The organism is Arthrobacter russicus (assembly GCF_031454135.1).
GTDB classification, from domain to species: domain Bacteria; phylum Actinomycetota; class Actinomycetes; order Actinomycetales; family Micrococcaceae; genus Renibacterium; species Renibacterium russicum.
Genome location: NZ_JAVDQF010000001.1, coordinates 3,542,947 through 3,567,465, shown reverse-complemented (window position 1 = coordinate 3,567,465; position 24,519 = coordinate 3,542,947). Strand labels below are relative to the sequence as shown.

The window sequence follows — 24,519 nt, the reverse complement described above, 5'->3', positions numbered from 1 at the left end:
CTCTACTTGAGGGTTATAGTTATGTCAAGTAACTCTTGATTGCGACGCTATGGGGCTAAGCCCGCTCATGCAATAACCCTGCCCGCGTGTCGTACGAATACCCATGAAATCGCCTGTTTCCAGCTCGCCCGTCATCGGGTCACCGGGTACTTCGGCGTACTCACGTCGTAGGTGTTGATCGGCGCCGGCGCAGGCTTCCCCGGCTGGGCAACCGGCGGGTTGTTCAGCAGGGTTTGCAGCACTTTGGCTTTGAGCGCCATTTGCGAGGCGTCGCCCCAGACGACCTTTTTGCCGTCCAGCAAGGTCAGTTCCACGGCGTTGGGCGAACTCGCCGCAGCCGATTGCATTTGGGCTCGGACTTCTTCCGGCAACGCGGCGAGGACCGCGGTGATCGAGCTGAACGTCGCTTGGCCGATCGCCGCCGTGCCGCCGTCGATGAGCGGCAGTTTCGCCGCTGCGGGGTCCGCGACGGTACCCAACTGGGTGCCCTGCGGATCCACCAGGATGAACTGTTCGCCGTTCTTGAGCACCGCTACCGGAATCCGCTCCACGACGTGTACCAACAAGGTGCTCGGCGGCCGCGCTTCGACACTCACCGACTGGACTTGGACCAAGCCGGTCAGCAGCTGCTGGACCTGGCCCTGGTCGATTTGGGTCAGCGGCTTGCCCTTCAGCGGCGCCAAGGCCGCTTGGACCTGGTCCGAAGAGGCCAATTTCGTCCCGTCCACGGTGATCGTCTTGAGCGCCAGCAGCGGTGAGAACATCACGGCGAGCATCAGCAGGGCCAGCACTACCGCAAACCCGCCCAGTACTGCCCAGAGCCGCCAGCGGCGGCCTCCCCCGGCGGCCTGCTGCTTGCGTTGGCGCTGCTTCGAATCGGGGAATGCCAAAACCTTGGCCTGCGCCGGCTTGGCTTCGGGCCGCTTCGCTTCGCCGCCCGGAATCGGCGCAACCGAGACTTTGCACGGCGCTTCGGCCCGCTTCGGTTCCGGCGTCCGGTTCGGTTCCGGGAGCGGAGTGGATTGCGCCGCCGGTGGCTCGGTGCGCGGGCTTGCCGGCCCGGCTTCGGCCGGGTTCCCCGGACGCCGGGTCTGCGCCTGGCCGCCGCCGGTTGCGATCACCGGGGGCTTCCGCTTACCCGCCATGGGATCCGCCTCCCGCCGCCGGGGTGCCGGCCGCGCGCAAGGCCAGCAGGAGCGCTTGGCCCGCTTCGGTCACGTCTCCGGCACCGATGGTCAGGACGATGTCTCCTGGCCGGGCCTGCGCCGCCAAGAGGGCGATTGCCGCTTCCCGGTCCGGCTGGAAAACCAAAGCCGGGTCCGTCGCCGTGATCAGGCCGCCGTCGACGCCGGGAATCGGATCCTCCCGGGCCGGGAAGACATCCAGCACCACGGCGGCGTCGGCCAAGCCGAGAGCCTGGCCGAATTCCGTTGCGAACTCCCGGGTGCGGCTGAACAAATGCGGTTGGAACAGCACCAGGACCCGGTGCCCGGAAGCGACGGTCCGGGCCGCGGCCAGTGCCGCCCGGAGTTCCGTGGGATGGTGCGCATAGTCGTCGAACACCCGGACCCCGGAAGCCTCGCCCTTAAGCTGGAAGCGCCGGTCTGCTCCGGTGAAGCCGGCCAGCCCCGCCAAGGCGGTTTCCGGAGCGACGCCTAATTCCGTGGCGACGGCGAAGGCCGCGGCGGCATTGAGCGCATTGTGTTCCCCGGGGACTTGGAGTTCCAGCGGCAGGCTCCGTCGCCCGGTGGGACCGTCGAACTCCAGATCCGTCCCGATCAAGCGGACCCGGGCCGAGGCCGCGCGGCCATAGCCGACCACGCGTTTCCCGGCGGCTTCGGCTTGTTCGGCCAGGGCCAAGGCGCCTTCGTCGTCGGCGCACGCCACCAGCAGCCCTTCGGGAGGCAGCAACCCGATGAACGCGGTGAAGGCAGCCATCACGGCCTCGGCAGTTCCGTAGTGGTCCAAATGATCCGGCTCGGCGTTCGTCAGCACCTCGATCCGGGGCCGGTAGTTCAAGAACGAACCGTCGGACTCATCCGCTTCCGCGACGAAGATCCCGCTGCTTCCGGCCGCAGCGTTGACCCCCAAAGCCGGCACGTTTCCGCCGACCGCGAATGAGGGATCCAGCCCGGCACCGCGCAGCACTACCGCGATCATCGCCGTGGTGGTGGTCTTGCCATGGGTTCCAGCGACCGCCACCACGGTGTCCTGGGCCATCGCCGAGGCCAGCGCTTCGGACCGGTGCAGCACCCGGAGGCCGCGTTCCCGGGCGCATTGCAGCTCGGGATTGTTCGGCCGGATCGCACTGGAGACCACCACGGTGTCCACATCGTCGACGTTTTCGGCGTGATGCCCGATCCACACCTGGGCACCGGCCTCGCGCAGCTGCGCCACGCTTGCCGAATCCTTGGCATCGCTGCCGGAGACCGCCGCCCCCCTGGCCAGGAGGATCCGGGCGATTCCGGACATCCCGGCTCCGCCGATCCCGATGAAATGCACCCGGCCCAGATCAGCTGTTCGAGTCACCGTGCTCAATTCTCCGTTCATCGGGCGGCTCCGACCACGAGTTCGGCCATTTTCAGCGCGGCATCGCGAATGCCGTGCCGGCCCGCGGCATCCCCCATCGCGATCAGCCGGGGCTCGTCGCGCAGCAACGGCAACAGGTTCGCTGCGATCCAGTCTGCCGAGAAGTCTTTGTCCGCTACCGCCAACGCGGCACCGTGGCGCACCAGGGTCCCGGCGTTCAACGCCTGTTCGCCGTTGCCGACCGGCAGCGGCACGAAAACGGCCGGGGTGCCGGTGGCTGCCACCTCGCTCACAGTTCCGGCACCGGCCCGGCAGACCATCAGATCAGCCGCGGCGTAGGCCAGTTCCATTCCGTCCACGTATTCGACCTGGTGGTATCCCGGGGCGCGGAGCAGGTTGCCCGCCTGGTCCTTGAGCGACTTCCCCGCGCCGGTGATGTGCAGCACCTGGATCCCGGACTCGGCCAGCGCCGGCAGCGAACGGCTCAACGCCTCGTTGATCCGGACCGCGCCGAGTGAACCGCCGGTGACCACGAGGGTGGTCTTCCCCGGGTCGAGGCCGAGTGCCTGCCGTGCCGCCGGACGGGCGGCCGCCCGGTCCAAATCGGCGACCTCCGCGCGCATCGGCATGCCCACCCAGACCGAGCCGCGCAGCGCGGTCTGCTCGAAGGCGGTGCCGATGGTGCCGGTGTACCTGGCGCCGAGCCGGTTGGCCAAACCCGGCCGGAGGTTGGCTTCATGGATCACGATCGGGATTCCGGCCCGATGCGCGGCCAAATACATCGGAGTGCAAATGAAGCCGCCGACGCCGAACACCACATCGGCCCGGGCCTCCCGGAGGATCCGCCGTGAATCGGCAATCGCCCGACGCATCCGCATCGGGAATTTCAACGCATCGGCATTGGGCCGGCGCGGCATCGGGACCCGGTCGATCAAGGCCAGTTCCAGCCCGGCCGCAGGCACCAATCGGGTTTCCAGGCCGGACGCGCTGCCCACCGCGAGCAGCTTGGCGTCCGGCACGAGGGCCCGGAGCTTGGCCGCGACGGCGAGCAGCGGGGAAACGTGTCCGGCAGAACCACCGCCCGCCAGGACGACTGACAGCGGGCGGTTCGGCGAAGGGTTGGTCATGAAACCTTGGTTTTTCTCTTCAGGGTTCGGCTGCGGCCGCCGGCAGCGTCGGCTTCGGGCTGGTTCCGGGCGAAAGAAAGCACGACGCCCATCGCGGCGAGCCCCACGGTCAACGCCGTTCCGCCGTAGGAGACCAAGGGCAGTGGCACTCCGATCACCGGGAGGATCCCGGTGACCATCGCGATGTTCACGAAGGCCTGTCCGATCACCCAGGTCATGATGCAGCCGCAAACCACTCGGACGAACATGTCGTTGAACCGGACGATCACCCGGAACATCGCAATCGCGATCACGGCGTACAGCGCGATGATCACCAGCGTGCCCAACAGCCCGAACTCCTCGCCGATGATCGCGAAAATGAAGTCGTTGTGCGCCTCCGGGATCCAATTCCATTTCTGCCGGCTCTGGCCCAGGCCCACGCCCCACCAACCGCCGGAGGCCAAGGCGTACATGCCACTGCGCGCCTGGTCGCAGAGGCCCTGCGGATCCTGTCCTGGATCGCAGCGCCCCAACCAGGCGCCGAGCCGGTCCTGCCGGTTGCTGTTGGTCAACGCCAAAGCCACCGCGGCGAGGAAACCGATCAGCGCCGCCCCGATGAAGATCTTCCGGGACACCCCGGCGAAGAACAATCCGGAAGCCGCAATCGCCATCACGATCATCGCGGTGCCGAGGTCGCGTCCGAGCAGGATGAAGCCCACGACCAGGGCCGCCACCGGGACCACGGGCAGGAACATGTGCTGCCATTGGTCGAGCAGTTTCTCTTTCGCCGCGAGCACCGTGGCCATCCACAGGGCCAAGGAGAACTTGGCCAGTTCCGAAGGTTGGAAACTGAAGTCGCCGATGCCGATCCAGTTCTGGTTTCCGCCCCGGTTCGAGCCGACGAAGACCACCAGGAGCAGCGTGACCAAGGAAAGCGCCATGAGCGGCCAGGCAGCGCCTTTGAGCAGTCTCGGGCTCATCCGGGACAGCACCAGCATCGCAATGATGCCGAGTACCGCGAAAACCGACTGCTTGGTGCCCAGCACCAACGGATTGCTGTTGCTCGAGGTCTGTTCCACCGCAGAGGCGGAGAAGACCATCATCAAGCCGATCACCACCAGGGCCAAGGTCGCGCCCAGGATCAGGTAATAGCTGGAGCCCGCGGAGCTGCTGCGGCCCTCCAACTTGGACCAGAAGTTTTTGCCGAGGCTGCGGACCGTGCGCTTTTGCGCGCCGCTGCTCGGTTGGCGGACGGACGGCTTGCTGCGAACGGGCGAGTTGACCACGACTACCTGCCCTTCGCTACTTGTTGCCTGCGCCTTCCAGGAGCCCACGGACGGCGTCGATGAACGCATCGCCCCGATGGGCGTAGGAAGAAAACTGATCGATGGAGGCAGCAGCCGGAGCCAGAAGCACCGTATCGCCTTCGGTGGCGACGCCGGCGGCCGACTTCACGGCCCATGCCATTACCGCGTCCCCTGGCAGGGATCGCGGTTCAGCCTGGGTCCCGTTCGGGACGGCCTCGGTCTGCTGCACCCCTCCAGTCTCGCCCGGATCCGGGGCGATCACCGGGACATTCGGCGCGTGTCGTTGCAACGCCGCACGCAGCGCGGAGCTGTCGGCACCGATCAGCACCACGGTTTTCAACCGGCCGGCATGGGCTTGGACCAACTCGTCGTAACCCACGCCTTTGGCATCTCCGCCGGCGATCCAGACCACTGGTTTGAAGGCCGCGAGCGAGGCCGAGGCCGCGTGCGGGTTGGTGGCTTTGGAATCGTTGACCCAGAGCACCCCGTCCTGCTGCGCCACGGCTTGGATCCGGTGCGCGCCGTTGTCGTAAGCCAGCAGGCCCGCTTTGACCGCCGGGACGGCAACCCCGTAGGCCCGGGTCAATGCCGCTGCGGCGGCCGCATTGGCCACCAAGTGCCGCGGCACCAGATCGCCGATGTCCGAAATCTTCGCCAGTTCCACCGCGGAGTCTCTGCGTTCCGCGATGAATGCCCGGTCCACGAGCAATCCCTCGACTACTCCGACCATGCTGACCGCGGGCGTTCCGGTGCTGAAACCCACGGCCCGGCAGCCTTCGACGACGTCCGCCGCCTCGACCATCCGCTCGGTTTCGATCTGTTCCGCGTTGTAGACGCAGGCTTTCTGGGTGTGCTGGTAAATCTTGGCCTTGTCTGCCGCATAAGCCTCGAAAGAGCCGTGCCAATCCACGTGGTCCTCGGCGAGGTTCAAGCAGACACTCGCCACCGGGGACACCGACTCGGTCCAGTGCAATTGGAAACTGGACAGTTCCACAGCCAGTGCGTCATAGCCGTTCGGATCCCGGATCGCGTCCAGGATCGGCGTACCGATATTGCCGGCGGCAATGGCCTGCAGTCCCGACTGCTGCAGGATCGCGGCAACCATCGTGGTGGTCGTCGTTTTCCCATTGGTCCCGGTGATCGTGATCCAGTCGGCGGTTTTGCGCCCGGCACGCTGGCGTACCCGCCAGGCCAGCTCGACGTCGCCCCAAATCGGGATCCCGGACTGCTGCGCGGCCACAAGCAGCGGGTGCGCGGGCGGCAGGCCGGGCGAGGTCACCACCAGTTCGGCCGGTTCGCCGCCGACCAGCGGCAAATCCAGGGAACTTTCGGCACCCAGAAGCACCTCGTCCACGCCCACGATCTTCAGCGTTTCCGCAGCCTGCTCGGCGGCGGCATCGTCGGAAGCGGCGACCACCACCACCCGGGCCCCGAGTTCCGCCAAGGTATCCGCGATCGAAAAACCGGTTTTGCCGATTCCGGTCACCACGACCCGCAATCCGGACCAATCAGAATCCCAGCTGGTCAGTCCGGCCAGCCGGGAATCATCTGTAGGACTCACAGCTGGAAGACCACCCATTCGGCGTAGAAAGCACCCAGCCCGACGGCCACGAACAAGCCGCAGAGGATCCAGAACCGGACCACCACGGTCACCTCGGCCCAGCCCTTGAGTTCGAAATGGTGCTGCAACGGAGCCATCTTGAAGATCCGCTTGCCCCCGGAGAGTTTGAAGAAGCCCACCTGCAAAATCACCGAAAGCGTGATCAGCACGAACAGGCCGCCGATGATGGCGAGCAGCAGCTCGGTCCGGGACAGGATCGCGAAGCCGGCAATCGCGCCGCCGATCGCGAGCGAACCGGTGTCGCCCATGAAAATCTTCGCCGGCGAAGTGTTCCACCACAGGAAGCCGATCAATGCGCCGAACAGGATCGCGGCCAGCAAGGCCAGATCCAGCGGATCGCGCACCTCGTAGCAGACCGTCGAGGAGACCGCCCGGGCAGATCCGCAGCTCTGGTTGGATTGCCAGATCCCCATTAGCGTATAAGCGCCGAAGAGCATCACCGATGCTCCCGCAGCAAGCCCGTCCAGACCATCGGTGAGATTGACTCCATTGGTTGCCGCCGTGATGATCAGGTTCGACCAGATCACGAACAGCACGACACCCAGCCCGGCTCCGGCGAAAGCGAGGTCCAGCCCGGAGATATCCCGGGTGAACGAAATCTTCGTGGACGCCGGCGTCCGGCCGCCGTGATCGGGGAAATTCAGCGCCAAAACCGCGAAGATGATTCCGATCGCGGCCTGCAGGATGAGTTTCGCCCGGGCGTTCAGGCCCAGGGAACGCTGCTTGGAGATCTTGATGAAATCGTCCAGGAACCCGACCAGGCCCATGCCTGCCATCAGGAAGATCAGCAGCCAGCCGGACGCCGTCGGGCCCTGCGATCTGGGGTTGATCATCCAGATGATCAAGTGGGTCAGCAGATAGGCCAGGATCACCGAGCCGACCACCACGGCACCGCCCATGGTCGGGGTGCCGCGCTTGGTGTGGTGCGAGGTCGGCCCGTCGTCGCGGATGAACTGGCCGTAGCCCTTCTTGACCAGGAGCCGGATGAACAGCGGCGTCCCGATCATGGCCAGGGCAAGGCTGATTCCGGCGCCCAACAATATTGCAATCATCGTCGGCTCAGTCCTCTCCGCTGGTCTCGTCTGAGACAGTCGAAATGCTGTCTTCCGGGGAAGTCACCGGATGCTGCTCGGCGTCTTGTGCTTGGGCCAATGCTATCCGATCGCCTAGGTAACGCAGCCCCGAGTCGCGTGACGATTTGAACAGCACGATGTCTCCGGGGCGGAGTTCCTCCTGCAAAAAGTCGAAAGCCGAGTCGAGATCCGGCACGTGCACGGACTCCTCCCCCCAGGACCCTTCATTGATCGCGCCGATGTGCAACGGCCGGGCTTGCGCGCCGATCACCAGGAGCCGCGAAATGTTCAAGCGGACCACGGTCTGGCCCAGCGAGCTGTGCGCCTGGATCGATTCCTCGCCCAGGTTCAGCATGGCGCCCAGAACCGCCCAGGTGCGACGCCGGTTGGCCGGGTCGCCGTCGCCGCGGCCCAATTCGGCCAAGGCCCGCAAAGCGGCCCGCATGGATTCCGGATTCGCGTTGTACGCGTCATTGATCACGGTGACGCCGTCGGCCCGTTCGGTGCGCTCCATCCGCCAACGGCTCTTCGCGCCCTGCCCGCTCAGTCCGGCCGCGATCTGTTCGGCCGGCAGACCGGCTGCCCAGGCCGCTGCGCCGGCGGCCAGCAGATTGTTCAGATGATGGCCGCCGATCAGCTCGGACCGAATCGGCCACGCCGAACCGTCCGGGAAACGCAGGTCGAATTCCGGGGTGGCCCGGGCGCTGCTCCGGACGTTTTCGGCGAGCAGCGCAGGCTGGCCGTCCGGCACCGGCAATCCGGCCTCGCCGAACCAGAGCACCGGGGCCACGGTCCGGGCGGCCATCGCCGAAACCCGGCTGTCCCCCAGGTTGAGCACCGCGGTGCCACTACGCCCCAAGGCTTCGACCATCTCGCCCTTGGCTTGCGCGATGTTGGCAACTCCGCCGAATTCGCCGGAGTGCGCGCTGCCCACGCCGAGCACCACCCCGATGTCCGGTTTGACCATCTGGGCCAAATACTGGATGTGCCCGATTTTGGTCGCGCCCATCTCGACCACCAGGAAACGGGTGCTCAGATCCGCCCGGAAGACCGTGAGCGGAACCCCGATCTCGCCGTTGAAGGACTCTTGCGGTGCCACGGTTTCCGCCACCCGGGCGAAAACCCCGGCCAGCAGATCCTTCGTGGTGGTCTTCCCGGCCGAACCGGTGATGCCCACGACGGTCAGCTCGCCTGCGGCCCGGATGACCCGGACGACTTCGGCGGCGAGCAAGCCCATCGCGGCCACCGCATCAGGCACGATCACGGCCGGGTAAGGCGCGCCGTCCGCCGCGTTCAGTTCGCGTTCGGCCAACACCAGAACCGCACCGGAAGCGATCGCCGCAGGGATGTAATCGTGCCCGTCGGCATGCTCGCCGACCTTTGCGACATACACCGATCCGGCACCGGTTTCGCGTGAATCGGTGCCGATCTTCGCGACGTCGATGGTCAGGTCGCCGGCCACCGTGCGGGTGAGCCGGCCTTCAGTCAAAGCGGCGATTCGAGCCGCGGAAAGTTCAATCATCTCGATTCAGGACTCTATCCCGGGAACCGGTTCGGGGGTGAATCCGTGCCGCAGCAAAGCCTCTCTGAGCTCCTGGCGGTCGTCCAGGGCCAGGTTCACCCCGCGCACCTCTTGCCAGTGCTCGTGCCCCCGCCCGGCGATCAGAATCGTGTCTGCCCGGCCGGCCATGGCCACGGCGCGCTCGATCGCGGCCGCCCGCGGCGCGACCGTTTCCAGAAGTGTGTCGGGGGCATCGGTCGCGACAGCCTCCAGAGCACCGGCCAGCACTTGCTCCCGGATCTGCGAAGCGTCCTCATCGTGCGGATCGTCGTCGGTGACGATCACCACATCCGAGCCGCGCGCCGCGAGGGCGCCCATGATCGGACGTTTGCCCTGGTCCCGTTGGCCGGTGGCCCCGAAGACCGTGATCAGCCGGCCCGGACGGTTGGGCCGTACCGCGTCCATGGCCCGTTGCAGCGCATCCGGGTTGTGCGCGAAGTCCACTACCGCCACCGGCTCGCGGCCGATCAATTGCATCCGACCGGGCACGTCGATGCTCAGCGGATCCTGCTCGTCGAGGGCCCGTTGCAACTGCTCGGCGGGAACCCCGGAGGCGAAGACCATCAACACGGCAAGAGCCGCGTTCGCGATGTTGAACCGGCCCGGCAACGACGTCCGGAAACGGAAGCTCCGGTCCTCACCCTGCGCGGCGTCGGCGCGCAGTTCGATCTGCCAACCCAGCCCTTGTGGCACCGCGCTTTCCACCCGCCAGTCGGCCGGGCCCGCTTCCGCGGGTTCGGTCTGCAGGGTCAGCACCGGGACCTCGGCCGCATCGGCGATCCACCGGCCCCACGCGTCGTCGACGGTGACGACCGCCGTCCTGCTGTGCGCCTTGCTGAACAAACGGCTTTTGGTCGCGGCATACGCTTCCATCGTGCCGTGCAGGTCCAGATGGTCCTGGGTGAGGTTGGTGAATCCGGCGACGTCGAACACCAGCCCATCGACCCGGCCGAACGCCAAGGCGTGCGAGGACACTTCCATGACCACCGCATCGAGCGATTTTTCGGCCATCAGGGCAATCAAGGCATGCACATCGGTGGCTTCCGGGGTGGTCAGGGTCGCGGGCACCGCGGTATCCCCGGCCAGGGTCTCGATCGTGCCGATCAGCCCGCTGCCCCGGCCCAGGGCAGCCAGCAGAGACCGGATCAGATAGCTGGTGGTGGTCTTGCCGTTGGTCCCGGTCAGCCCGAACAGCTCCACCGGGGAATGCCGGTAGATCCGTTGCGCCAAACCGCCGGCGACCGAACGCGGGTTCTCGACCACGAGTACCGGAACCGGCGGCACTGCGGCCAGCAGCTGCGCACCCTCCTCGTCCGTGACCACAGCCGCTGCTCCTGCCGCAATGGCAGCGGCGGCGAAACTGGCGCCATGCACCCGTTCCCCGGGCAGGGCCAGGTAAAGATCGCCCGGCTGCACGGTGCGCGAATCCAAGCTGATGCCGGTGACTTCGACCCGGCCGGCTCCGGCATCCGGAACCAGGCCGATGGACACCGCCAGTTCGGCCACCTCGACCGGTAGCACGGCGCTCGGCCGCTGGGCACTGCGCTGCGGGGATGACGGAGTGCCGCCGGAGGGCGGCTGGCTTTCGGTCACTGCGGTTACTTTCTTTGGAATTCGTTCTGGTGGCCCGTTGCCCGGAATCCTTGGATCCCGGGCATGCAGATCACCATGTCTGCGGCAATTTCACCGGCGGCGTGGTCGAGGGCGGCACCGAATAGTCCTGCAACACCTGTCCCATCACTTGGTCGAACACCGGCCCCTGGGTGATCCCGAAAATGTTCCCCTGCGGCCGCTGCACGGTCACCAGGACCACGTATTCCGGATCTTCCATCGGAGCCATACCGACAAAAGAAGCAGTATAGCCGTCGAAGGCGCCATTCGCCCCTGGAGACTCCGCCGTGCCGGTCTTGCCGCCGACCCGGTAACCCGGGATCCCGAGCTTGTTGTAGGAATACTGCGTCGCAACGCCTTCCAAGATGTCCCGCATCTGCTGGGCGGTGCTCGGTGAAATCACGTCGGTGGCCGCGGCCCCCGGCATTTTGGTCTCCTTGCCGTTGGCATCGGTCACCGAATCGACCAGCCTCGGCTGCAAGCGCACGCCATTGTTGGCGATGGTTTGGTAGATCATCGCGGTCTGCAGCGGAGTCTGCGCCACACCCTGGCCGAAGAGCACCGTGTACTGCTGACGCCCGTCCCATTTGTCCGGAGTGGCCAAAATGCCTTGGGCTTCACCGGGCAGCGGGATTCCGGTCGTTTGGCCCACGCCGAACTTGTTCAGATAGTCGTAGCGCTGCTGCGGGGTCAATTGCGATCCCACCATCACGGTTCCGGTATTCAGGGATTCCCCGATCACCCCGGCGAAAGTCCGGTTGATCGTGCCATGCGGCTCCGCATCGGTGAAGGTCTGCCCGTCGATCGTGAACGTCGGCGGAATCGTCAACTGCGTTCCCGGGGTGACCTTGCCTTCCTCGATCGCTGCCGATGCGGTGACCGACTTTTCAGTCGATCCAGGCTCGATCGCGTTGGTGACTGCTCGGGAGGCCCTGGACTCCGGAGCCGTGGCTCCGGGGTTGTTGGGGTCGACCGTGGTGTCCTCGGCGATCGCGATGATGTTGCCGGTCTTCACTTGGACCACCACGATATTGCCCCATTGCGCATTCAGGGTCTGCACCTGGTTGCGGATCGCCTGTTGGGCCAGATACTGAATGTCGCTGTTGATCGTCAGCTTGACGGTCTGGCCGTCGACCGCCGGCTTGACCTGGGCCGGGGCGCTCGGAATGATGATGCCGTCCCGGCCTCGCTGATAGGTCCGGGAGCCGTCTTGGCCGGTCAGTTGCTCGTTGAAGGTCTGTTCGATTCCGGCGTTGCCGGCCACGACACCCGGTTTGTCGCTGTTTTCCCCGGTGTAACCCACGATGTTCCCGGCCACTTGGCCCAAGGGGTAGACCCGTTGCTCGATCGGCACCGAGGCGACGCCGGGCACCCGCAGCGCGGCGACCTTGGCTTCCACCTCCGGGGTGACGGCTTTGGCCAACACTTGGTATTTCGCGGTACCGGTCGCCAGGGTCCGGACGTCTTCGGGCTTCATGCCGAGCGCATCGGCGAGTTCGCTCAACCCCTGGTCCCGGCTGATCTCTTCGGTGACCTGTTTGCTCTGGTTGACCCGCTTGAACGGATCGCCGGCCACGTTGTTGACCTGATCGATCACGATGTCGTAACGCACCACGGATTGCGCAAGCACCTTGCCGTTGGCATCGACGATTTGGCCGCGGTTCGCGGCAAGCGTCTGCGTCTCGGTGAGTTGATTGGTCGCGGCCTGGGCATAGCCGCCCAGGTCCAGGCCCTGCACCAACACCAGCTTGCCGGAGATCAGCAGCAGCAGGGCGAGCATGAAGCCCAAGCCGAAGCGGAGCCTCCGTCTCGCCTTGGCGGAGAGCTTCGCCGGCGGGATTTTCTTCGGCTTACTCGCTTGCGGGGCGCCGTTCAGCTGTCCTGGCACGGAAAGTCCTCATTACATTTCACATCGGGTTCATGGCTTGGGTTGGTCTCGGAATCAAGGAGCCTTCTGCAGCGGCGACGGAATGCTTCCGCCGTACAGTTCCACCGGCGGTGCTGCTGCAGCGGCCGGCGGTGTCGTGCCGGCCGGTTGGCCGCTGGGAGTTCCGGCCGGTTGGCCCGCGGGAGCGCCCGAGTTGGCAGCAGCTCCCGGATTCCCGGCACTGCCCGGATTTGCGGGGTTGCCCGCGGTTCCGGGAAGCGCCGGCGCGGCAATGATCGGCAGCGGCTTGTCCGCCGCTGCTGCCGGGCTGGGATTCCCGGCAACTGTTCCCGTGTCCACATTGATCTGTCCCGTCGACGCCGCGCTGACCATTCCCAATTCTCGCGCCTTGTTGGTCAGATTCTGCGGAGCCTGGGCATTTTGCAGCTGCTGTGTCAGATCCTGGTTGGTCTTGTTCAAGCTGCTTTGGTCATTTTTCAGCTTCACCAGTTCGTACTGGCTGGAAGAAACCGAGATGTTCAGCACCAGTACCGTGGCCAAGGCGGCAACCAGGGCCAAAAGGCAGAAAACCGCGAACGGCACGGTCCGCCGGGCCGGAGCCCCGGCCACGACCGACAACGGAGTGCGTTCCCGTTTGGCGCCCGCACCCGGGCGGCCGGGCAGATTGTCCCCGGACAATTTGCGCGCGGTGTTGCCCACGACAGCGCTCAATGACGCCTTCCGGGCATTGCCTGCGTTCTGTGCGGCGGCGCTCATGGGGTTCTCCTCTGCCGGATTCGTTCGACTGCCCGCAGCCGCGCCGACGCGGCTCTGGGGTTTTCTGCTATTTCGGCCTCAGTGGGCACTTCGGTGCCCTTGGTCAGGATCTTCAGGTCCGGCTTCTGCGAATCCAGCTCCACCGGAAACCCCGGAGGCGCCGCCGAAGTCGCTCCGGCACTGAAGACCTTCTTCACGATCTTGTCTTCCAAAGAGTGGTAGGACATCACCACCGCCCGGCCACCGATGCCGAGGGCGTCGACGGCGGCGGGAACTGCCCGCTCCAACACCACGAGTTCTTCGTTGACTTCGATGCGGAGCGCCTGGAAGGTGCGTTTCGCGGGGTGCCCGCCGGTGCGTGCGGCCGCAGCCGGCACCGCCTGCCGGATGACTTCGACCAATTCCGCGGTCGTGCGGAACGGACGATCCGCCCGGGCCGCAACAATCCGGTTGGCGATCCGGCCGGAGAATTTTTCTTCGCCCCAGCGGCGGATCAAAGCGGCCAGCTCCGCTTCCGAATAGTTGTTCACCACCTCGGCAGCGCTCTGGCCCCGGCTGGTGTCCATCCGCATGTCCAGCGGAGCGTCATAGGAGTAGGCGAAACCCCGGTCCACTTCGTCGAGCTGCAACGAGGACACGCCCAAATCCATCAGGACCCCGTCCACGCCGCCGATCGGATCGATGCCGAGATCCTCGAGCACTTCGGCAATCTCGTCGTAGACCGCGTGCACCAAATCGGTCCGGTCCTCGAATTCCTGCAATCGGCTACCGGCGAGATCCAAGGCTTGGAGGTCCCGGTCGATGCCGATCAGGTGGAGTTCTTCGAAGCGCTGCAGCAGGGCCTCGCTGTGCCCGCCCATGCCCAGCGTGGCATCGATGACCACTGCGCGGCGGCCCTGCGCATTCGCGGATTCAATGCCCGGCGCGAGCAAGTTGACGCAACGGTCCCGCAGCACCGGTACATGCCGGGAAGACGCCTCGGGCGGTGGTGTGTTTGCCACTGCTGCTCTCCCCTGCCTGGTTCCCTGCGGTCTGATGCGAAGCTCTCCGGCCCGTCTGTGGTTCTTGGACCAGATCCCCCTCCGCACCATGCGCTCCGCCTGACACCGGGGAAGGTGCGTCAGGAGGGGCCGGGCGGCTGGAGATCTCATCCAAGATCCGTCAGAAGATTCCGGGTATGTCGTTGTCGTCGGTGTCGGAGAAGGCGGTTTCCTTCTCCAGGAGGTAGTCGTTCCAGGCTGCCGCATCCCAGATTTCAGCCCGGGTGCCGGCGCCGATCACGGCCAACTCCCGGTCCAAGCCGGCATACGCCCGAAGCGCCGGCGGAATCGTGACCCGCCCTTGCTTGTCCGGCATTTCGTCCGACGCTCCAGAAAGGAAAACCCGAATGTAATCGCGTGCCTGCCGGGAGGAAATCGGGGCCTCCCGCATCTGCTCGTGCACTCGTTCGAATTCCCGCTGGCTGAAGACGTAGATGCAACGTTCCTGCCCTCGGGTGAGGACCAAACCGTTGCCGAGCTCATCCCGGAATTTGGCGGGGAGGATCAACCTCCCTTTTTCATCGAGGCGCGGTGAGTGAGTCCCAAGGAACACCTCGCCACCTCCCGATTCACCACCGCCCTCTTACACGCTCCACTTTACTCCACAATCCACCACCGTCAACGCGCGTCTGGCTTTCATTCCTGTGTGTCGCCGAAATTTTCACTTCTTTTCCCTTTATTTCTAGGGACTTTTTGCACAGGGAGGAAAGTGGAGGGAAATTTGACCAACACCCGCTGTAACGCATCGCCACGGAGCTCGGATCCCGCGCGTTCCGCCATGCGCTTAGTTTTTGGCGGCACAGTCCAGTTGTTTTGCGGCACAGTCCAGCCAGCGTGGAGGAAAGTGGAGGCAATACTGCGGCTCAAGTCCGGAAGCCGTCGCCCGGGTCGATGCCGATTCCGGCTGGCTAGCTCAGGCATTCACCCGGGAGTTGCCACGCGCAACGCGGGGCGCTCCGGTTCGCCCCGGTTTCCGGGCACAAAAAAGCCCCGGCAGCTACCGGGGCCTATCCTGCGGACCGAATCTCTCCTACCGAGCCGGTCCGCCCGCCCCGCAGACTACTGCAGGGCTTCGATCGTCAATCAGCACAATCGCGGCTACTCGCCACGACGCCGTTCGTCCCAACGCTCTTCGAGGTTGCTCATGAACCCGCTCTTCGCCTTGCCGACTTTCGCGCCGTCGTCAGAAGCCGGGGTTTTGACCGTTCCCTTGCGGACGGTCGCCACATAAACGCCGACGCCCATCACCAGGAATCCGAGCACGCCGACCACGATCTGCTGGATGCCGACGCCCAGGAGCAACACCAGGATGCCGACGATGCTGATCAGGACGCCGAAGACGATATGCCTGGTGGACAGCGTCCGGGCGCGATCGTTTCCGAGCGCGCTGGCAAACTTCGGATCGGTCTCATGCAACTGCTGCTCCAACTGATCGAGCAGCCTCTGTTCGTGCTCCGACAGGGGCATCACGACCTCCTTCAGGTCAATGCCGTCATCACGCCTTGCCATTGGCTCGGCCTCAACCAACCCAACGAACCGCGGCATGCTTCTGGTTCCCAGTGTTGACTCGGACTTCACACTCGCACTGCCGGCGGAAGCGATTCATCGTCGTCGTACCTTTAAGAATAGGCTTCTTGGCTGAGAACCGAAAGCCGGGAAGCCTTCCTACCCGCAGTCGTTACCCATCGGTAAGCTTTGGCGGGGCCTTGCGCAGCAGCCGGGCCGGAACCACCTGCTCGGCGCCGAAGCGGTGGCCGACGGCGTCCATCACCGCTTCGGCGCTGCGCCAATTGTCTTCACTGCGCTCGAAGCTCAGCTGCACTGCGGCCTGCGCGCTGGATTCCAAATTTTCCGCACGCAAGCCGATCAGCCGCACCGCCATCGGACGATCACCCAGATTTCGCAACAGCTTCACCGCTTCCTGGTACATCAATTGCGCGCTGTCCACCGGAACCGGAACCGTGCGCGAGCGGGTGATCGTGGAAAAGTCCTCATAGCGGAGTTTGATCGCAACCGTTCGGGCGGAATAGCCGGCAGCCCGCAACCGGCTCCCGGTCCGGTGCGCGAGCCGGAGCAATTCCCGGTGCAGCAGCACATCGTCGGTGGTGTCTTCGCCGAAGGTCTCCTCCGCCCCGATGCTTTTGTCCACCCGCAGCGCAGTCACCGGACGCGGATCGATCCCCCAGGAGAGCCGGTGCACGTGCTCGCCCGTGGCGCCGAGCATCCGGCGCAGCAGCGCTACTGGGGTTTTGGCGATCTGCTCCACAGTGTGGATGCCCCGGCTTTCCAGCACTTTCGTGGTCTTGGCGCCGACGCCCCACAGCGCCTGGGCCGGCAAGGTGTGCAAATAGGCCACGGTCTCCTCGGCCGGGATCAGCAGCAGCCCGTCCGGTTTGCAACGGGTCGACGCGATTTTCGCAACGAATTTGCTCGCGGCCACGCCGACCGACGCCGTGATCCCGAGTTCGGCCCGGACCCGGCGCCGGATCAACCGCGCAATCTCAAGCGGGGAACCGAGCCGCAACCGGGCTCCGGAAACGTCCAAAAAAGCCTCGTCCACGCTGAGCGGCTCCACTTTGTCGGTCATCGATTCGAAGATCGCCATCAGCTGCTTGGACACTTCGTAGTACCGCTGGTGCCGAGGCTCGCAAATCACCGCCTGCGGGCACAATCTGATCGCCGCGGCCATCGGCATCGCCGAACGGACACCGAAAGCCCGCGCCTCGTAGGAGGCCGAAAGCACCACCGAGCGCCCGTGCGGGAATCCGACGATCATCGGTTTGCCGACCAGATCCGGCCGTTCCAGCTGTTCGACCGCCACGAAAAAGGCATCCATGTCAACGTGCAGGATGCCGCAATCGGCATGCTGCTGAGGAGTTTCCCCCCGGCCCGGAGCAGCCTGGAAATCGCGCCCGGCCGGTAGTCCGCCACCGGGCTCCTGGGGGTCAATTGCACCGGGGGCCATAGCAACTCCATGATAGTTCCAGGCACCGACAGTTAGACTGGAAACCATGACTGAACGCCCAGCGGCTTCGCCGGCAGCGCCCGCGAAGACCAGGACCCCGCAGACATCGACCACGAAGACCCTTTCGATTGCGGCCGGGGCTTTGCTCTGCATCGCGGCGTTGGGCGCTTGCAGCACCGCGGAACCGCAGCCGCAGCCCAGCACCAGCACGACGTCTGCCGATTCGCCGAGCAGCCCGGCGACGCCGTCGGAGTCCACCCCGGGCACCGCCTCCGCCCAAGCCACCTCGACCGTCGGCAATCTGGTCGGCGGGTTCCCCAGCACGCTCTTGCCTTTGTTCACCGGAGCCCAAGTCAAGCAGAGCGCCTTCGACAAGAGCAAAGACCCTGCCGCGGCATCGCTCGTCGCCACCACCACCGCCAGCAACGACGACATCGTGGCCTTCTACACCAAGGCTTTCACGGATCAGGGCTTCAGCTTGCTGGCCGGCGACGCCTCGGGCGGTCTGCTCAGCAAGGATTTCGTCCGCAGTGACGGAAAAGAGACGATCAGCCTGTCGATCACCTCGGAAAACGGTCTGAACACCTTCACCTTGGGCGCCAACGTCGCCCAAGCCGCCCTCAAGTGAGCATTCAACAGGACCAGGCCGACTACACCGGCGCACTGGATCAGGAGCTGCAGGACTTCCTGGCGGTCAAGAGCTCCGAGCTGGCGGTGATCTCCAGCGACGCCCAAGCCTTGATCGAGACGATTTCGGGCCTGGTCACCGGCGGCAAGCGGATGCGCGCACTGTTGTGCTACTGGGGCTGGCGCGGAGCCGGCGGCGACCCGGCACCGACCACCCCGATCACCACCGCAGGCGCCGCCCTCGAATTGTTCCAGGCCGCGGCCTTGATCCACGACGACATCATCGACCGCTCGGACATCCGGCGCGGCGCACCCAGCGTGCACCGGCAATTCAGCCAGCTGCACCAGCGGCAACGCTGGGCCTTGGACCCGGAGCGGTTCGGCCATGCGGCGGCAATCCTGGCCGGCGATCTCTGCCTCTCCTTCAGCGAAGAAGTGTTCGCCAGTTTCCAGGTGCCCGAGCCGAAGCGCGCCAGGTCGGTGTTCAACACGATGCGGGCCGAAGTGATGGCCGGCCAATACCTGGACATCCTGGAAGAAGTAGCCGGCCCCTCGCGCGGACCCGAAAACGCGGTGGAGCGGGCGCAATCGATCATCCGGTACAAATCGGCCAAATACTCTACCGAGCACCCCCTGGTTCTCGGCGGGGCCTTGGCCGGGGCGCCGGAAAGCCTGTTGCGTGGCTATTCCGATTTCGCGTTGCCGCTGGGCGAAGCGTTCCAACTGCGGGACGACATGCTGGGGGTCTTCGGCGATCCGGCGACCACTGGCAAACCGGCCGGCGACGACCTCCGGGAAGGCAAACGCACGGTTTTGATCGGTTACACGCTGCGGCTGGCCGGGCCGGACGACGCCCAATTCGTCGACCAGCGTCTGGGCATTCCGGATTTGGGCGAAGCCGATATCGCGCGCGTCCGGCAGATCATGCAAAGCTGCGGCGCGGTGGATGCCACCGAATCGCTCATCGACGATTACAGCAATGCGGCGTTCTCAGCCTTGTCTGCCCTGCCTTTGGATCCGCTCAGCGGCCAAGCGCTGCAATCCATGGCTCAGGCCGCGGTCCAGCGCAGCGCCTGAGCTGCCCCGTGGGGCAGCTCAGGCCGGGTCACCAGGCCAGTGCTTGGGCCCGACGTCGGATCTCGGTCTTCCGTCCGGCATGCAGCGCATCGACCGGACGCCCGGGCAGCGAATCGTCCGGGGTGAACAACCAGGCGATCGCCTCGTCATCGGAATAACCGGCGTCCAAAAGAACCGCGAAAGTTCCTTTCAAACTGTCCAGCGGCCGGTTCTCGGCGAAGAACTCCGCCGGTATCGATCGGATTTTCCGTTCCCCGATGCGCAAGGCCAACACCGCGCGCTCATCGATCAGACTGTGCACCCGGGTGATCGAAACGTCCAAAAGCTCCGCTACGTCGGGCAACGGCAACCATTGCCCTACAAGCGTTTCCACCCGGGAATGCTGGGTTTCCGCCGGGTTCGATTCAGGGTTTTCTGCAGTACTCACCAGACAAGACTGCCATATTTTCGGCCTCTTGCCGGCCATTGCCGACGATCCGTTCCGGCTGAATCACCGGATACCACATTTTGCGACACGCGGAAAATCCAAATACCTAGTATTCAGGGCCACTTGTGATAATCGAAAAATCGTGTAAATTCACATTAGTCACATAGGAAACATAGACAACTCTGGCAACTTTAGCCACTGACGATGAGGATCGCCCATGACATCCCCCCGCCAGCCCAAACCCGGGGCGAGCAGGCAAGCAAAGCAGCTTGCCGCCGTGAGTACGGCAGCTCTGCCCGTCATCATGCTCTCCTCACTCGCATTGGCGCAGCCCGCCAATGCAGTTGCCGGCAATCAGCCGCAGAATCCACGGACCGGATCCAACCCCGCGAACTCTGCTCCGGCCTCGTTGAGCGCCGCGGTCAAAAACGCCGTCGCCAAAGCCATCGCGAACCGCGGCCAAGCTTCGGTGGTACCTGCCGGGCAAGTGGCCGGACTGGTCCCGACCTTCACCGGCTCGGTGAAGCCTGCCGCCCCTGCGGCCAGCAGCTACACGGTCCGGGCCGGCGATACGGTCAGCGCGATCGCCGCGCGGAACGGGCTCAACGTCAACGATGTGCTCAAACTCAACGGGCTGAGCGCGAACTCCTTGATCTTCCCGGGCCAGCAAATCAAGCTCAGCGGCACGGCCGCGGCACCGGCTCCGGCCGCCCCCAGCACCGGGGGCGCGAGCTACACGGTCCGGGCCGGCGATACGGTCAGCGCGATCGCCGCGCGGAACGGGCTCAACGTCAACGATGTGCTCAAGCTCAACGGACTCGGTGTGATGAGCATCATCCGTCCCGGCCAGGTGCTCAGCCTCAGCGCGGGGGCTCCCGCCGCACCGGCCCCGGCAGCACCCGCGCCGGCGACCACCGCCCCCGCTCCGGCTCCGGCTCCGGCCGGTGGCAGCTATACGATCAAGCCCGGCGACACCCTGACCTCGATCGCCGCCCGGAACAGCGTCAGCCTCGGCGAGCTGCTCCGGGCCAACAACCTGGGCATGAACAGCGTCATCTATGCGGGCAAGAAACTGACCATCCCCGGCGCCGCCGTGGCGGCCAGCAACATCACCCCGGTGGCCCCGGCGACCGGGCCGAGCACATTCGGCAACTACACCTACCCCGAGGCCGTGGTTTCGCAGGCGAATCTGAACCGCGCGGCACTGGCTGCAGCACCGCTGCCCAGCATCGCCGAGGTGAAACAACTGGTCGCGAGCACAGCGGCGCAGATGGGCGTGGATCCGTCATTGGCTCTGGCCTTCGCGCTCCAGGAGTCGAGCTTCCAGGCCCATGTGGTCTCGCCGGCCAACGCCATCGGCACCATGCAGGTCATTCCGCAGTCCGGGCAGTGGGCTTCCGAGCTGGTGGGCCGGCACTTGAACCTGTTGAACCCGCAGGACAACATCGTCGCCGGGATCGCGATCATCCGCGCCCTGGTCCGCACGTCGCCCTCGCTGGAAACCGCGATTGCCGGCTACTACCAGGGACAGACTGCGGTGAAGCTCTACGGGATGTACCCGGACACCAAGGTCTACGTGGCGGAAGTTCTGGCCAAGCAGAAGATGTTCAGCTAGCTGGCCCAGCCCGGCCCGACCTGGTCGACAAGATAACGAAAAGCGCCCGATTCCGTGTTGGATTCGGGCGCTTTTCGCATCTGCGCCTAGGATCGAAGGGTGCAGGATAAGGTTCAAGAACCGTTGGTGGGCTCACTGGTAGACCAGCGGTACCAGGTGCTGAGCAAGGTAGCGCGCGGTGGCATGGCCACCGTGTACCTTGCCACTGACTTGCGCCTGGACCGCGAAGTGGCGCTCAAAGTGCTGCACCCGCATCTGAGCATGGACGACTCTTTCCTGGACCGGCTGGGCACCGAAGCCAAAGCCGCAGCCAGGCTCTCCCACCCGCACGTCGTCGGGGTCCTGGATCAGGGCGAAGAGCTGCGCGACGGCGCGCAGCTCGCCTACCTGGTCATGGAGTACGTGCCCGGGCACACCCTCCGCGATGTGCTCAACGACCAGGGCGCGCTGACTCCGCGGTTGGCCTTGGCCTACCTCGACGCGGTCGTGGACGGGTTGGCCGCGGCGCACCGCGCCGGCCTGGTGCACCGCGACATCAAACCGGAAAATGTCCTGATCGCCGACGACGGCCGGATCAAGGTAGCGGATTTCGGCCTGGCCCGCGCGGTCACCACTTCGACCAGCACCGGCACTCTGATCGGTACCGTGGCCTATCTTTCGCCCGAGCTGGTGATGGGCAAGCCTTCAGACACGCGCAGCGACATCTACGCCGTCGGAATCATGCTCTTCGAACTGCTCACCGGCGAACAGCCTTTCCGCGGCGAGGTGCCCATCCAGGTTGCCTACCAGCACGTGAACTCCGCCGTGCCGGCGCCGTCCAGCGTCCGGCCGGGCCTGGCTCCGGACCTCGACGAGTTGGTGCGTTGGTGCACCGAATCCGATCCCGAAGGCCGGCCGCACGACGCGAGCGCGCTGTTGGGTGAAATCCGGCACATCCGGACCTCGCTCAGTGATGCCCAACTCGACTTCGGCCCCGGTACCCGCCGAGGCCTGCCCGCCCCACCGGCCTTCCCGCCGACGTCGGCGCTGACCCGGCCGGTGGCTTCGGCCCGACCGGTGGACCCGACCGATCTGACCGAAGCTCTGGACCCGCAGTCGCGGCCGACGGAACTGGTCGCCGACCGCAACGACGCCGCGGGGCAGTACACCGAGGTGTTCGACCGGCAGGTGCAGCCGACCGCGATGCTGGAACGGACTCCCCCGCTGACCGTGGACACTGGGGAGGCGCCCCGGATCGCGCCCCGGGCGGCACGCTCCGCGAAGAAGAAGGCGGACAAGCTCGCGGCCCGCGATGCGGCTCGCAACGCCGCCACCCCGGTGGCCACGCTGCGCAAGGGGAACACCCGGCGCAAGGGCCTGATCTGGTTGGTGCTGATTTTGCTGTTGGCCCTGCTCGGGGCCACTGCGGGCTGGTTCTTCGGCATGGGGCCCGGTGCCCTGGCCACGGTCCCCGACCTCAAAGACAAGACCGTCTCGCAGGCGCAAGCCGAATTGAGCAGCCTGGGTTTCGCCTCGACCACGCAGAACGTGAATGACGAGCTCATCGCCCAAGGCAACGTGGTCAGCAGCCAACCGCCGGCGCAGACCCAGCAGCGCAAGTTCCTGTCGGTGGTTTTGCTGGTTTCCCAGGGACCCACGCTCTATCCGGTGCCGGCCATGGTCGGCGGCACCTTGGACGCCGCCAAAACCGCGCTCAACGCCAATCATCTGGCGCTGGGCACGGTGACGCAGAAATACGATGAGCAGGCGCCAGCGGGGCAGGTGCTGAGCCAGGACCCGGCACCCGAAACCCAGAAACGAGCCGCAACCCAGATCAATCTCGTCGTGTCCCAAGGTCCGCAACCGATTCCGGTGCCCGTCGTCGTCGGGCAGACCCAGGACGCCGCGGTCAAGGCCATCACCGATGCCGGCTTGGTGCCGGCGGTGGCTCCGGAGCAGGTCAATGACGCGAAAGTCCCGGCCGGCGCGGTAGTTTCGCAGACTCCGGCGAGCGGCACGTTGACCAAGGGTGGCCAGGTGACCCTGGTGATTTCCAAGGGTCCGAAAATGGTCACCGTGCCGAGCTTCGTGGGCAAACAGGTGCAGCAGGCGATCGACGAGTTGAAGAAGCTCGACCTGCCCTACAAGATCACTGAGGTCCTGGGCGGGTTCTTCGGCACGGTACGGGCCCAGGATCCGGTCAACACTTCGGTCCCCGAGGGCACGGTCATCAACCTCACCGTGGTCTGATCCCCGTTTCAGATAGCCTCCTGCCTTTCCGATAGCCTCTTGACGCGCAAATCGGAAACTAAAAGGCAACTGGCTATCTGAAACAGCGGGTTTAGCGAGGAAGCCCCGCAGCCACGAGCCTGCTCCGCAACTGATTCGGCGAATTGGCCGTTGCCCAGGTCCAGCGGACAACTTTCAGCCCTAGCGCACGGAGTCGGTCTTCCCTTATTTTCTCCTCGATGACCACTTCCGCCGGATCCCTCCCCTGCAGGTACTCCGGCTTCCGGTATTTCACCTTTCCGTCGAATTCGCCGACAACGCCGAATTCCCGCCAGCAAAAATCCGTATAGCCGATCAATCCGTCGTCGTCATGGAAGCAGGCTTGGAGCGTTGGCTTCGGCAAACCGGCCAAATGCATATTCGCTCGGCTGATCGATTCGCCAACTGACATGGAGCCGGCATCGGCCAACTCCGTGAGCGCCAAAACCCGTCGGGTCTTTGCCCGGCTCGGCAGGCGGCACGCCGCTTCGCGAAGCCCCTGCGCCGAAGGCTTCCACGCAGCGCTCGAGGTCGGACCATGCAAATAATTGTCCAGCGATGCGATTGACCAGGCGTAGCGCTGACGCAGGGCAAGTTCGACGGCGGTCTGCACCGCCGAAGTCACCTTCAGTCCGTCTACGAACCACTCGCCGTCGTCTAGCTGTGGGAACTGCCGTCGAACCGCGGGACCACGACTGCGCTGGCCGCTGCCTGGCGGCACATTGATCTGTACCCGCTCCGGGATGGACTGCACCGGCAGCCCCCACAATAAGGCCGCCGATTCCGCGGCGAATACCGGTCGGCTATTGGCAGCCGCATCGATCGCGTGCATTCGGGCAAGATGTCGCGGGATCTCATCCATCGACAGCCAGGTACTCTGCGCGATGTAGCTGGCCCGCCGCAAGCGCACCAGAGTTCCGGAACGGAACTGCCGGAGGAGATCCCGTGAAAGCTTCGAATCCAGTGGGTCTTCTGCCGGAGTACGGATCTGGTCGCGGATTGACTCTGCCATGTCATCACTATTGGGCTCCGCTAAGCGCAGTGGAAGACCCGGCCCAGATCTGTGTAT

At 65.4% G+C, this 24,519-nt stretch carries 20 protein-coding genes; 4 read left to right on the top strand and 16 right to left on the bottom strand.

Features of this window, described 5'->3' with window-relative positions:
• Positions 1–131 precede the first annotated feature (131 nt).
• From JOE69_RS16705 to dinB, 14 genes are all read right to left on the bottom strand, one after another.
• Complete coding sequence (locus tag JOE69_RS16705; protein WP_309800680.1) at positions 132–1,145, bottom strand: cell division protein FtsQ/DivIB; 1,014 nt, start codon at positions 1,143–1,145, stop codon at positions 132–134.
• Positions 1,135–2,550: a UDP-N-acetylmuramate--L-alanine ligase gene (gene murC, locus JOE69_RS16700; protein WP_309800678.1), complete on the bottom strand. Its 1,416-nt coding sequence runs from the start codon at positions 2,548–2,550 to the stop codon at positions 1,135–1,137. Before murC ends, JOE69_RS16705 begins: the two co-directional genes overlap by 11 nt.
• Complete coding sequence (murG, locus tag JOE69_RS16695) at positions 2,547–3,656, bottom strand: undecaprenyldiphospho-muramoylpentapeptide beta-N-acetylglucosaminyltransferase (RefSeq protein ID WP_309800676.1); 1,110 nt, start codon at positions 3,654–3,656, stop codon at positions 2,547–2,549. Before murG ends, murC begins: the two co-directional genes overlap by 4 nt.
• Complete coding sequence (ftsW, locus tag JOE69_RS16690; protein WP_309800674.1) at positions 3,653–4,921, bottom strand: putative lipid II flippase FtsW; 1,269 nt, start codon at positions 4,919–4,921, stop codon at positions 3,653–3,655. Before ftsW ends, murG begins: the two co-directional genes overlap by 4 nt.
• Before the next feature lie 16 nt (positions 4,922–4,937).
• On the bottom strand, positions 4,938–6,521 hold the full coding sequence (murD, locus tag JOE69_RS16685) for a UDP-N-acetylmuramoyl-L-alanine--D-glutamate ligase (RefSeq protein WP_374709727.1): 1,584 nt from the start codon (positions 6,519–6,521) through the stop codon (positions 4,938–4,940).
• Positions 6,500–7,615, bottom strand: coding sequence for a phospho-N-acetylmuramoyl-pentapeptide-transferase (gene mraY, locus JOE69_RS16680; RefSeq protein ID WP_309800669.1), 1,116 nt, complete (start codon positions 7,613–7,615; stop codon positions 6,500–6,502). Before mraY ends, murD begins: the two co-directional genes overlap by 22 nt.
• 7 nt (positions 7,616–7,622) lie before the next feature.
• On the bottom strand, positions 7,623–9,158 hold the full coding sequence (locus JOE69_RS16675; RefSeq protein WP_309800667.1) for a UDP-N-acetylmuramoyl-tripeptide--D-alanyl-D-alanine ligase: 1,536 nt from the start codon (positions 9,156–9,158) through the stop codon (positions 7,623–7,625).
• A 6-nt stretch (positions 9,159–9,164) separates the two neighbouring features.
• A complete protein-coding gene (locus JOE69_RS16670) occupies positions 9,165–10,790 on the bottom strand; it encodes a UDP-N-acetylmuramoyl-L-alanyl-D-glutamate--2,6-diaminopimelate ligase (RefSeq protein WP_309800664.1) in 1,626 nt (541 codons plus the stop codon).
• Between the two features lie 70 nt (positions 10,791–10,860).
• Positions 10,861–12,696, bottom strand: coding sequence for a peptidoglycan D,D-transpeptidase FtsI family protein (locus JOE69_RS16665; protein ID WP_484793085.1), 1,836 nt, complete (start codon positions 12,694–12,696; stop codon positions 10,861–10,863).
• Between the two features lie 54 nt (positions 12,697–12,750).
• The gene (gene ftsL / locus JOE69_RS16660) at positions 12,751–13,452 is read right to left on the bottom strand and encodes a cell division protein FtsL (protein ID WP_309800662.1); all 702 of its coding nucleotides are present in this window, start codon (positions 13,450–13,452) and stop codon (positions 12,751–12,753) included.
• Positions 13,449–14,453, bottom strand: a complete 1,005-nt coding sequence (gene rsmH, locus JOE69_RS16655; RefSeq protein ID WP_309800660.1) for a 16S rRNA (cytosine(1402)-N(4))-methyltransferase RsmH — start codon at positions 14,451–14,453, stop codon at positions 13,449–13,451. Before rsmH ends, ftsL begins: the two co-directional genes overlap by 4 nt.
• A gap of 160 nt (positions 14,454–14,613) precedes the next feature.
• Complete coding sequence (mraZ, locus tag JOE69_RS16650; protein ID WP_296361394.1) at positions 14,614–15,045, bottom strand: division/cell wall cluster transcriptional repressor MraZ; 432 nt, start codon at positions 15,043–15,045, stop codon at positions 14,614–14,616.
• A gap of 545 nt (positions 15,046–15,590) precedes the next feature.
• Positions 15,591–15,959 (bottom strand): SCO2097 family morphological protein, encoded by a 369-nt coding sequence (locus JOE69_RS16645; RefSeq protein WP_296361393.1) that lies wholly within the window; start codon positions 15,957–15,959, stop codon positions 15,591–15,593.
• 211 nt (positions 15,960–16,170) lie between these two features.
• Positions 16,171–17,457, bottom strand: coding sequence for a DNA polymerase IV (dinB, locus tag JOE69_RS16640; RefSeq protein WP_374709726.1), 1,287 nt, complete (start codon positions 17,455–17,457; stop codon positions 16,171–16,173).
• A 46-nt stretch (positions 17,458–17,503) separates the two neighbouring features.
• Between dinB and JOE69_RS16635 the strand changes: the two genes are divergently transcribed.
• A complete protein-coding gene (locus tag JOE69_RS16635; RefSeq protein WP_309800658.1) occupies positions 17,504–18,085 on the top strand; it encodes a hypothetical protein in 582 nt (193 codons plus the stop codon).
• Positions 18,082–19,161 (top strand): polyprenyl synthetase family protein, encoded by a 1,080-nt coding sequence (locus JOE69_RS16630; RefSeq protein WP_309800656.1) that lies wholly within the window; start codon positions 18,082–18,084, stop codon positions 19,159–19,161. The genes JOE69_RS16635 and JOE69_RS16630 overlap by 4 nt, the downstream gene beginning before the upstream one ends.
• A 28-nt stretch (positions 19,162–19,189) precedes the next feature.
• Here the strand turns inward: JOE69_RS16630 and JOE69_RS16625 are convergent, their stop codons facing one another.
• Positions 19,190–19,588, bottom strand: coding sequence for an Rv2175c family DNA-binding protein (locus JOE69_RS16625; RefSeq protein WP_374709725.1), 399 nt, complete (start codon positions 19,586–19,588; stop codon positions 19,190–19,192).
• A 217-nt stretch (positions 19,589–19,805) separates the two neighbouring features.
• On the opposite strand from JOE69_RS16625, the gene JOE69_RS16620 reads away from it, so the two are divergent.
• Complete coding sequence (locus JOE69_RS16620; RefSeq protein ID WP_309800655.1) at positions 19,806–21,203, top strand: LysM peptidoglycan-binding domain-containing protein; 1,398 nt, start codon at positions 19,806–19,808, stop codon at positions 21,201–21,203.
• 99 nt (positions 21,204–21,302) lie between these two features.
• Positions 21,303–23,432, top strand: coding sequence for a protein kinase domain-containing protein (locus JOE69_RS16615; RefSeq protein WP_309800653.1), 2,130 nt, complete (start codon positions 21,303–21,305; stop codon positions 23,430–23,432).
• Positions 23,433–23,523: 91 nt separating this feature from the next.
• Here JOE69_RS16615 and JOE69_RS16610 read toward each other — a convergent pair whose 3' ends face one another.
• Positions 23,524–24,462, bottom strand: coding sequence for a hypothetical protein (locus JOE69_RS16610; RefSeq protein WP_309800652.1), 939 nt, complete (start codon positions 24,460–24,462; stop codon positions 23,524–23,526).
• Positions 24,463–24,519: the final 57 nt, after the last annotated feature.

Coding starts and splice junctions, on each gene's coding strand:
- JOE69_RS16705 (WP_309800680.1), bottom strand. CDS start 1,145: ATGGCGGGTAAGCGGAAGCCCCCGGTGATCGCAACCGGCGGCGGCCAG.
- murC (WP_309800678.1), bottom strand. CDS start 2,550: ATGAACGGAGAATTGAGCACGGTGACTCGAACAGCTGATCTGGGCCGG.
- murG (WP_309800676.1), bottom strand. CDS start 3,656: ATGACCAACCCTTCGCCGAACCGCCCGCTGTCAGTCGTCCTGGCGGGC.
- murD (WP_374709727.1), bottom strand. CDS start 6,521: ATGGGTGGTCTTCCAGCTGTGAGTCCTACAGATGATTCCCGGCTGGCC.
- mraY (WP_309800669.1), bottom strand. CDS start 7,615: ATGATTGCAATATTGTTGGGCGCCGGAATCAGCCTTGCCCTGGCCATG.
- JOE69_RS16675 (WP_309800667.1), bottom strand. CDS start 9,158: ATGATTGAACTTTCCGCGGCTCGAATCGCCGCTTTGACTGAAGGCCGG.
- ftsL (WP_309800662.1), bottom strand. CDS start 13,452: ATGAGCGCCGCCGCACAGAACGCAGGCAATGCCCGGAAGGCGTCATTG.
- JOE69_RS16645 (WP_296361393.1), bottom strand. CDS start 15,959: ATGCCCCTGTCGGAGCACGAACAGAGGCTGCTCGATCAGTTGGAGCAG.
- dinB (WP_374709726.1), bottom strand. CDS start 17,457: ATGGCCCCCGGTGCAATTGACCCCCAGGAGCCCGGTGGCGGACTACCG.
- JOE69_RS16635 (WP_309800658.1), top strand. CDS start 17,504: ATGACTGAACGCCCAGCGGCTTCGCCGGCAGCGCCCGCGAAGACCAGG.
- JOE69_RS16620 (WP_309800655.1), top strand. CDS start 19,806: ATGACATCCCCCCGCCAGCCCAAACCCGGGGCGAGCAGGCAAGCAAAG.
- JOE69_RS16610 (WP_309800652.1), bottom strand. CDS start 24,462: ATGGCAGAGTCAATCCGCGACCAGATCCGTACTCCGGCAGAAGACCCA.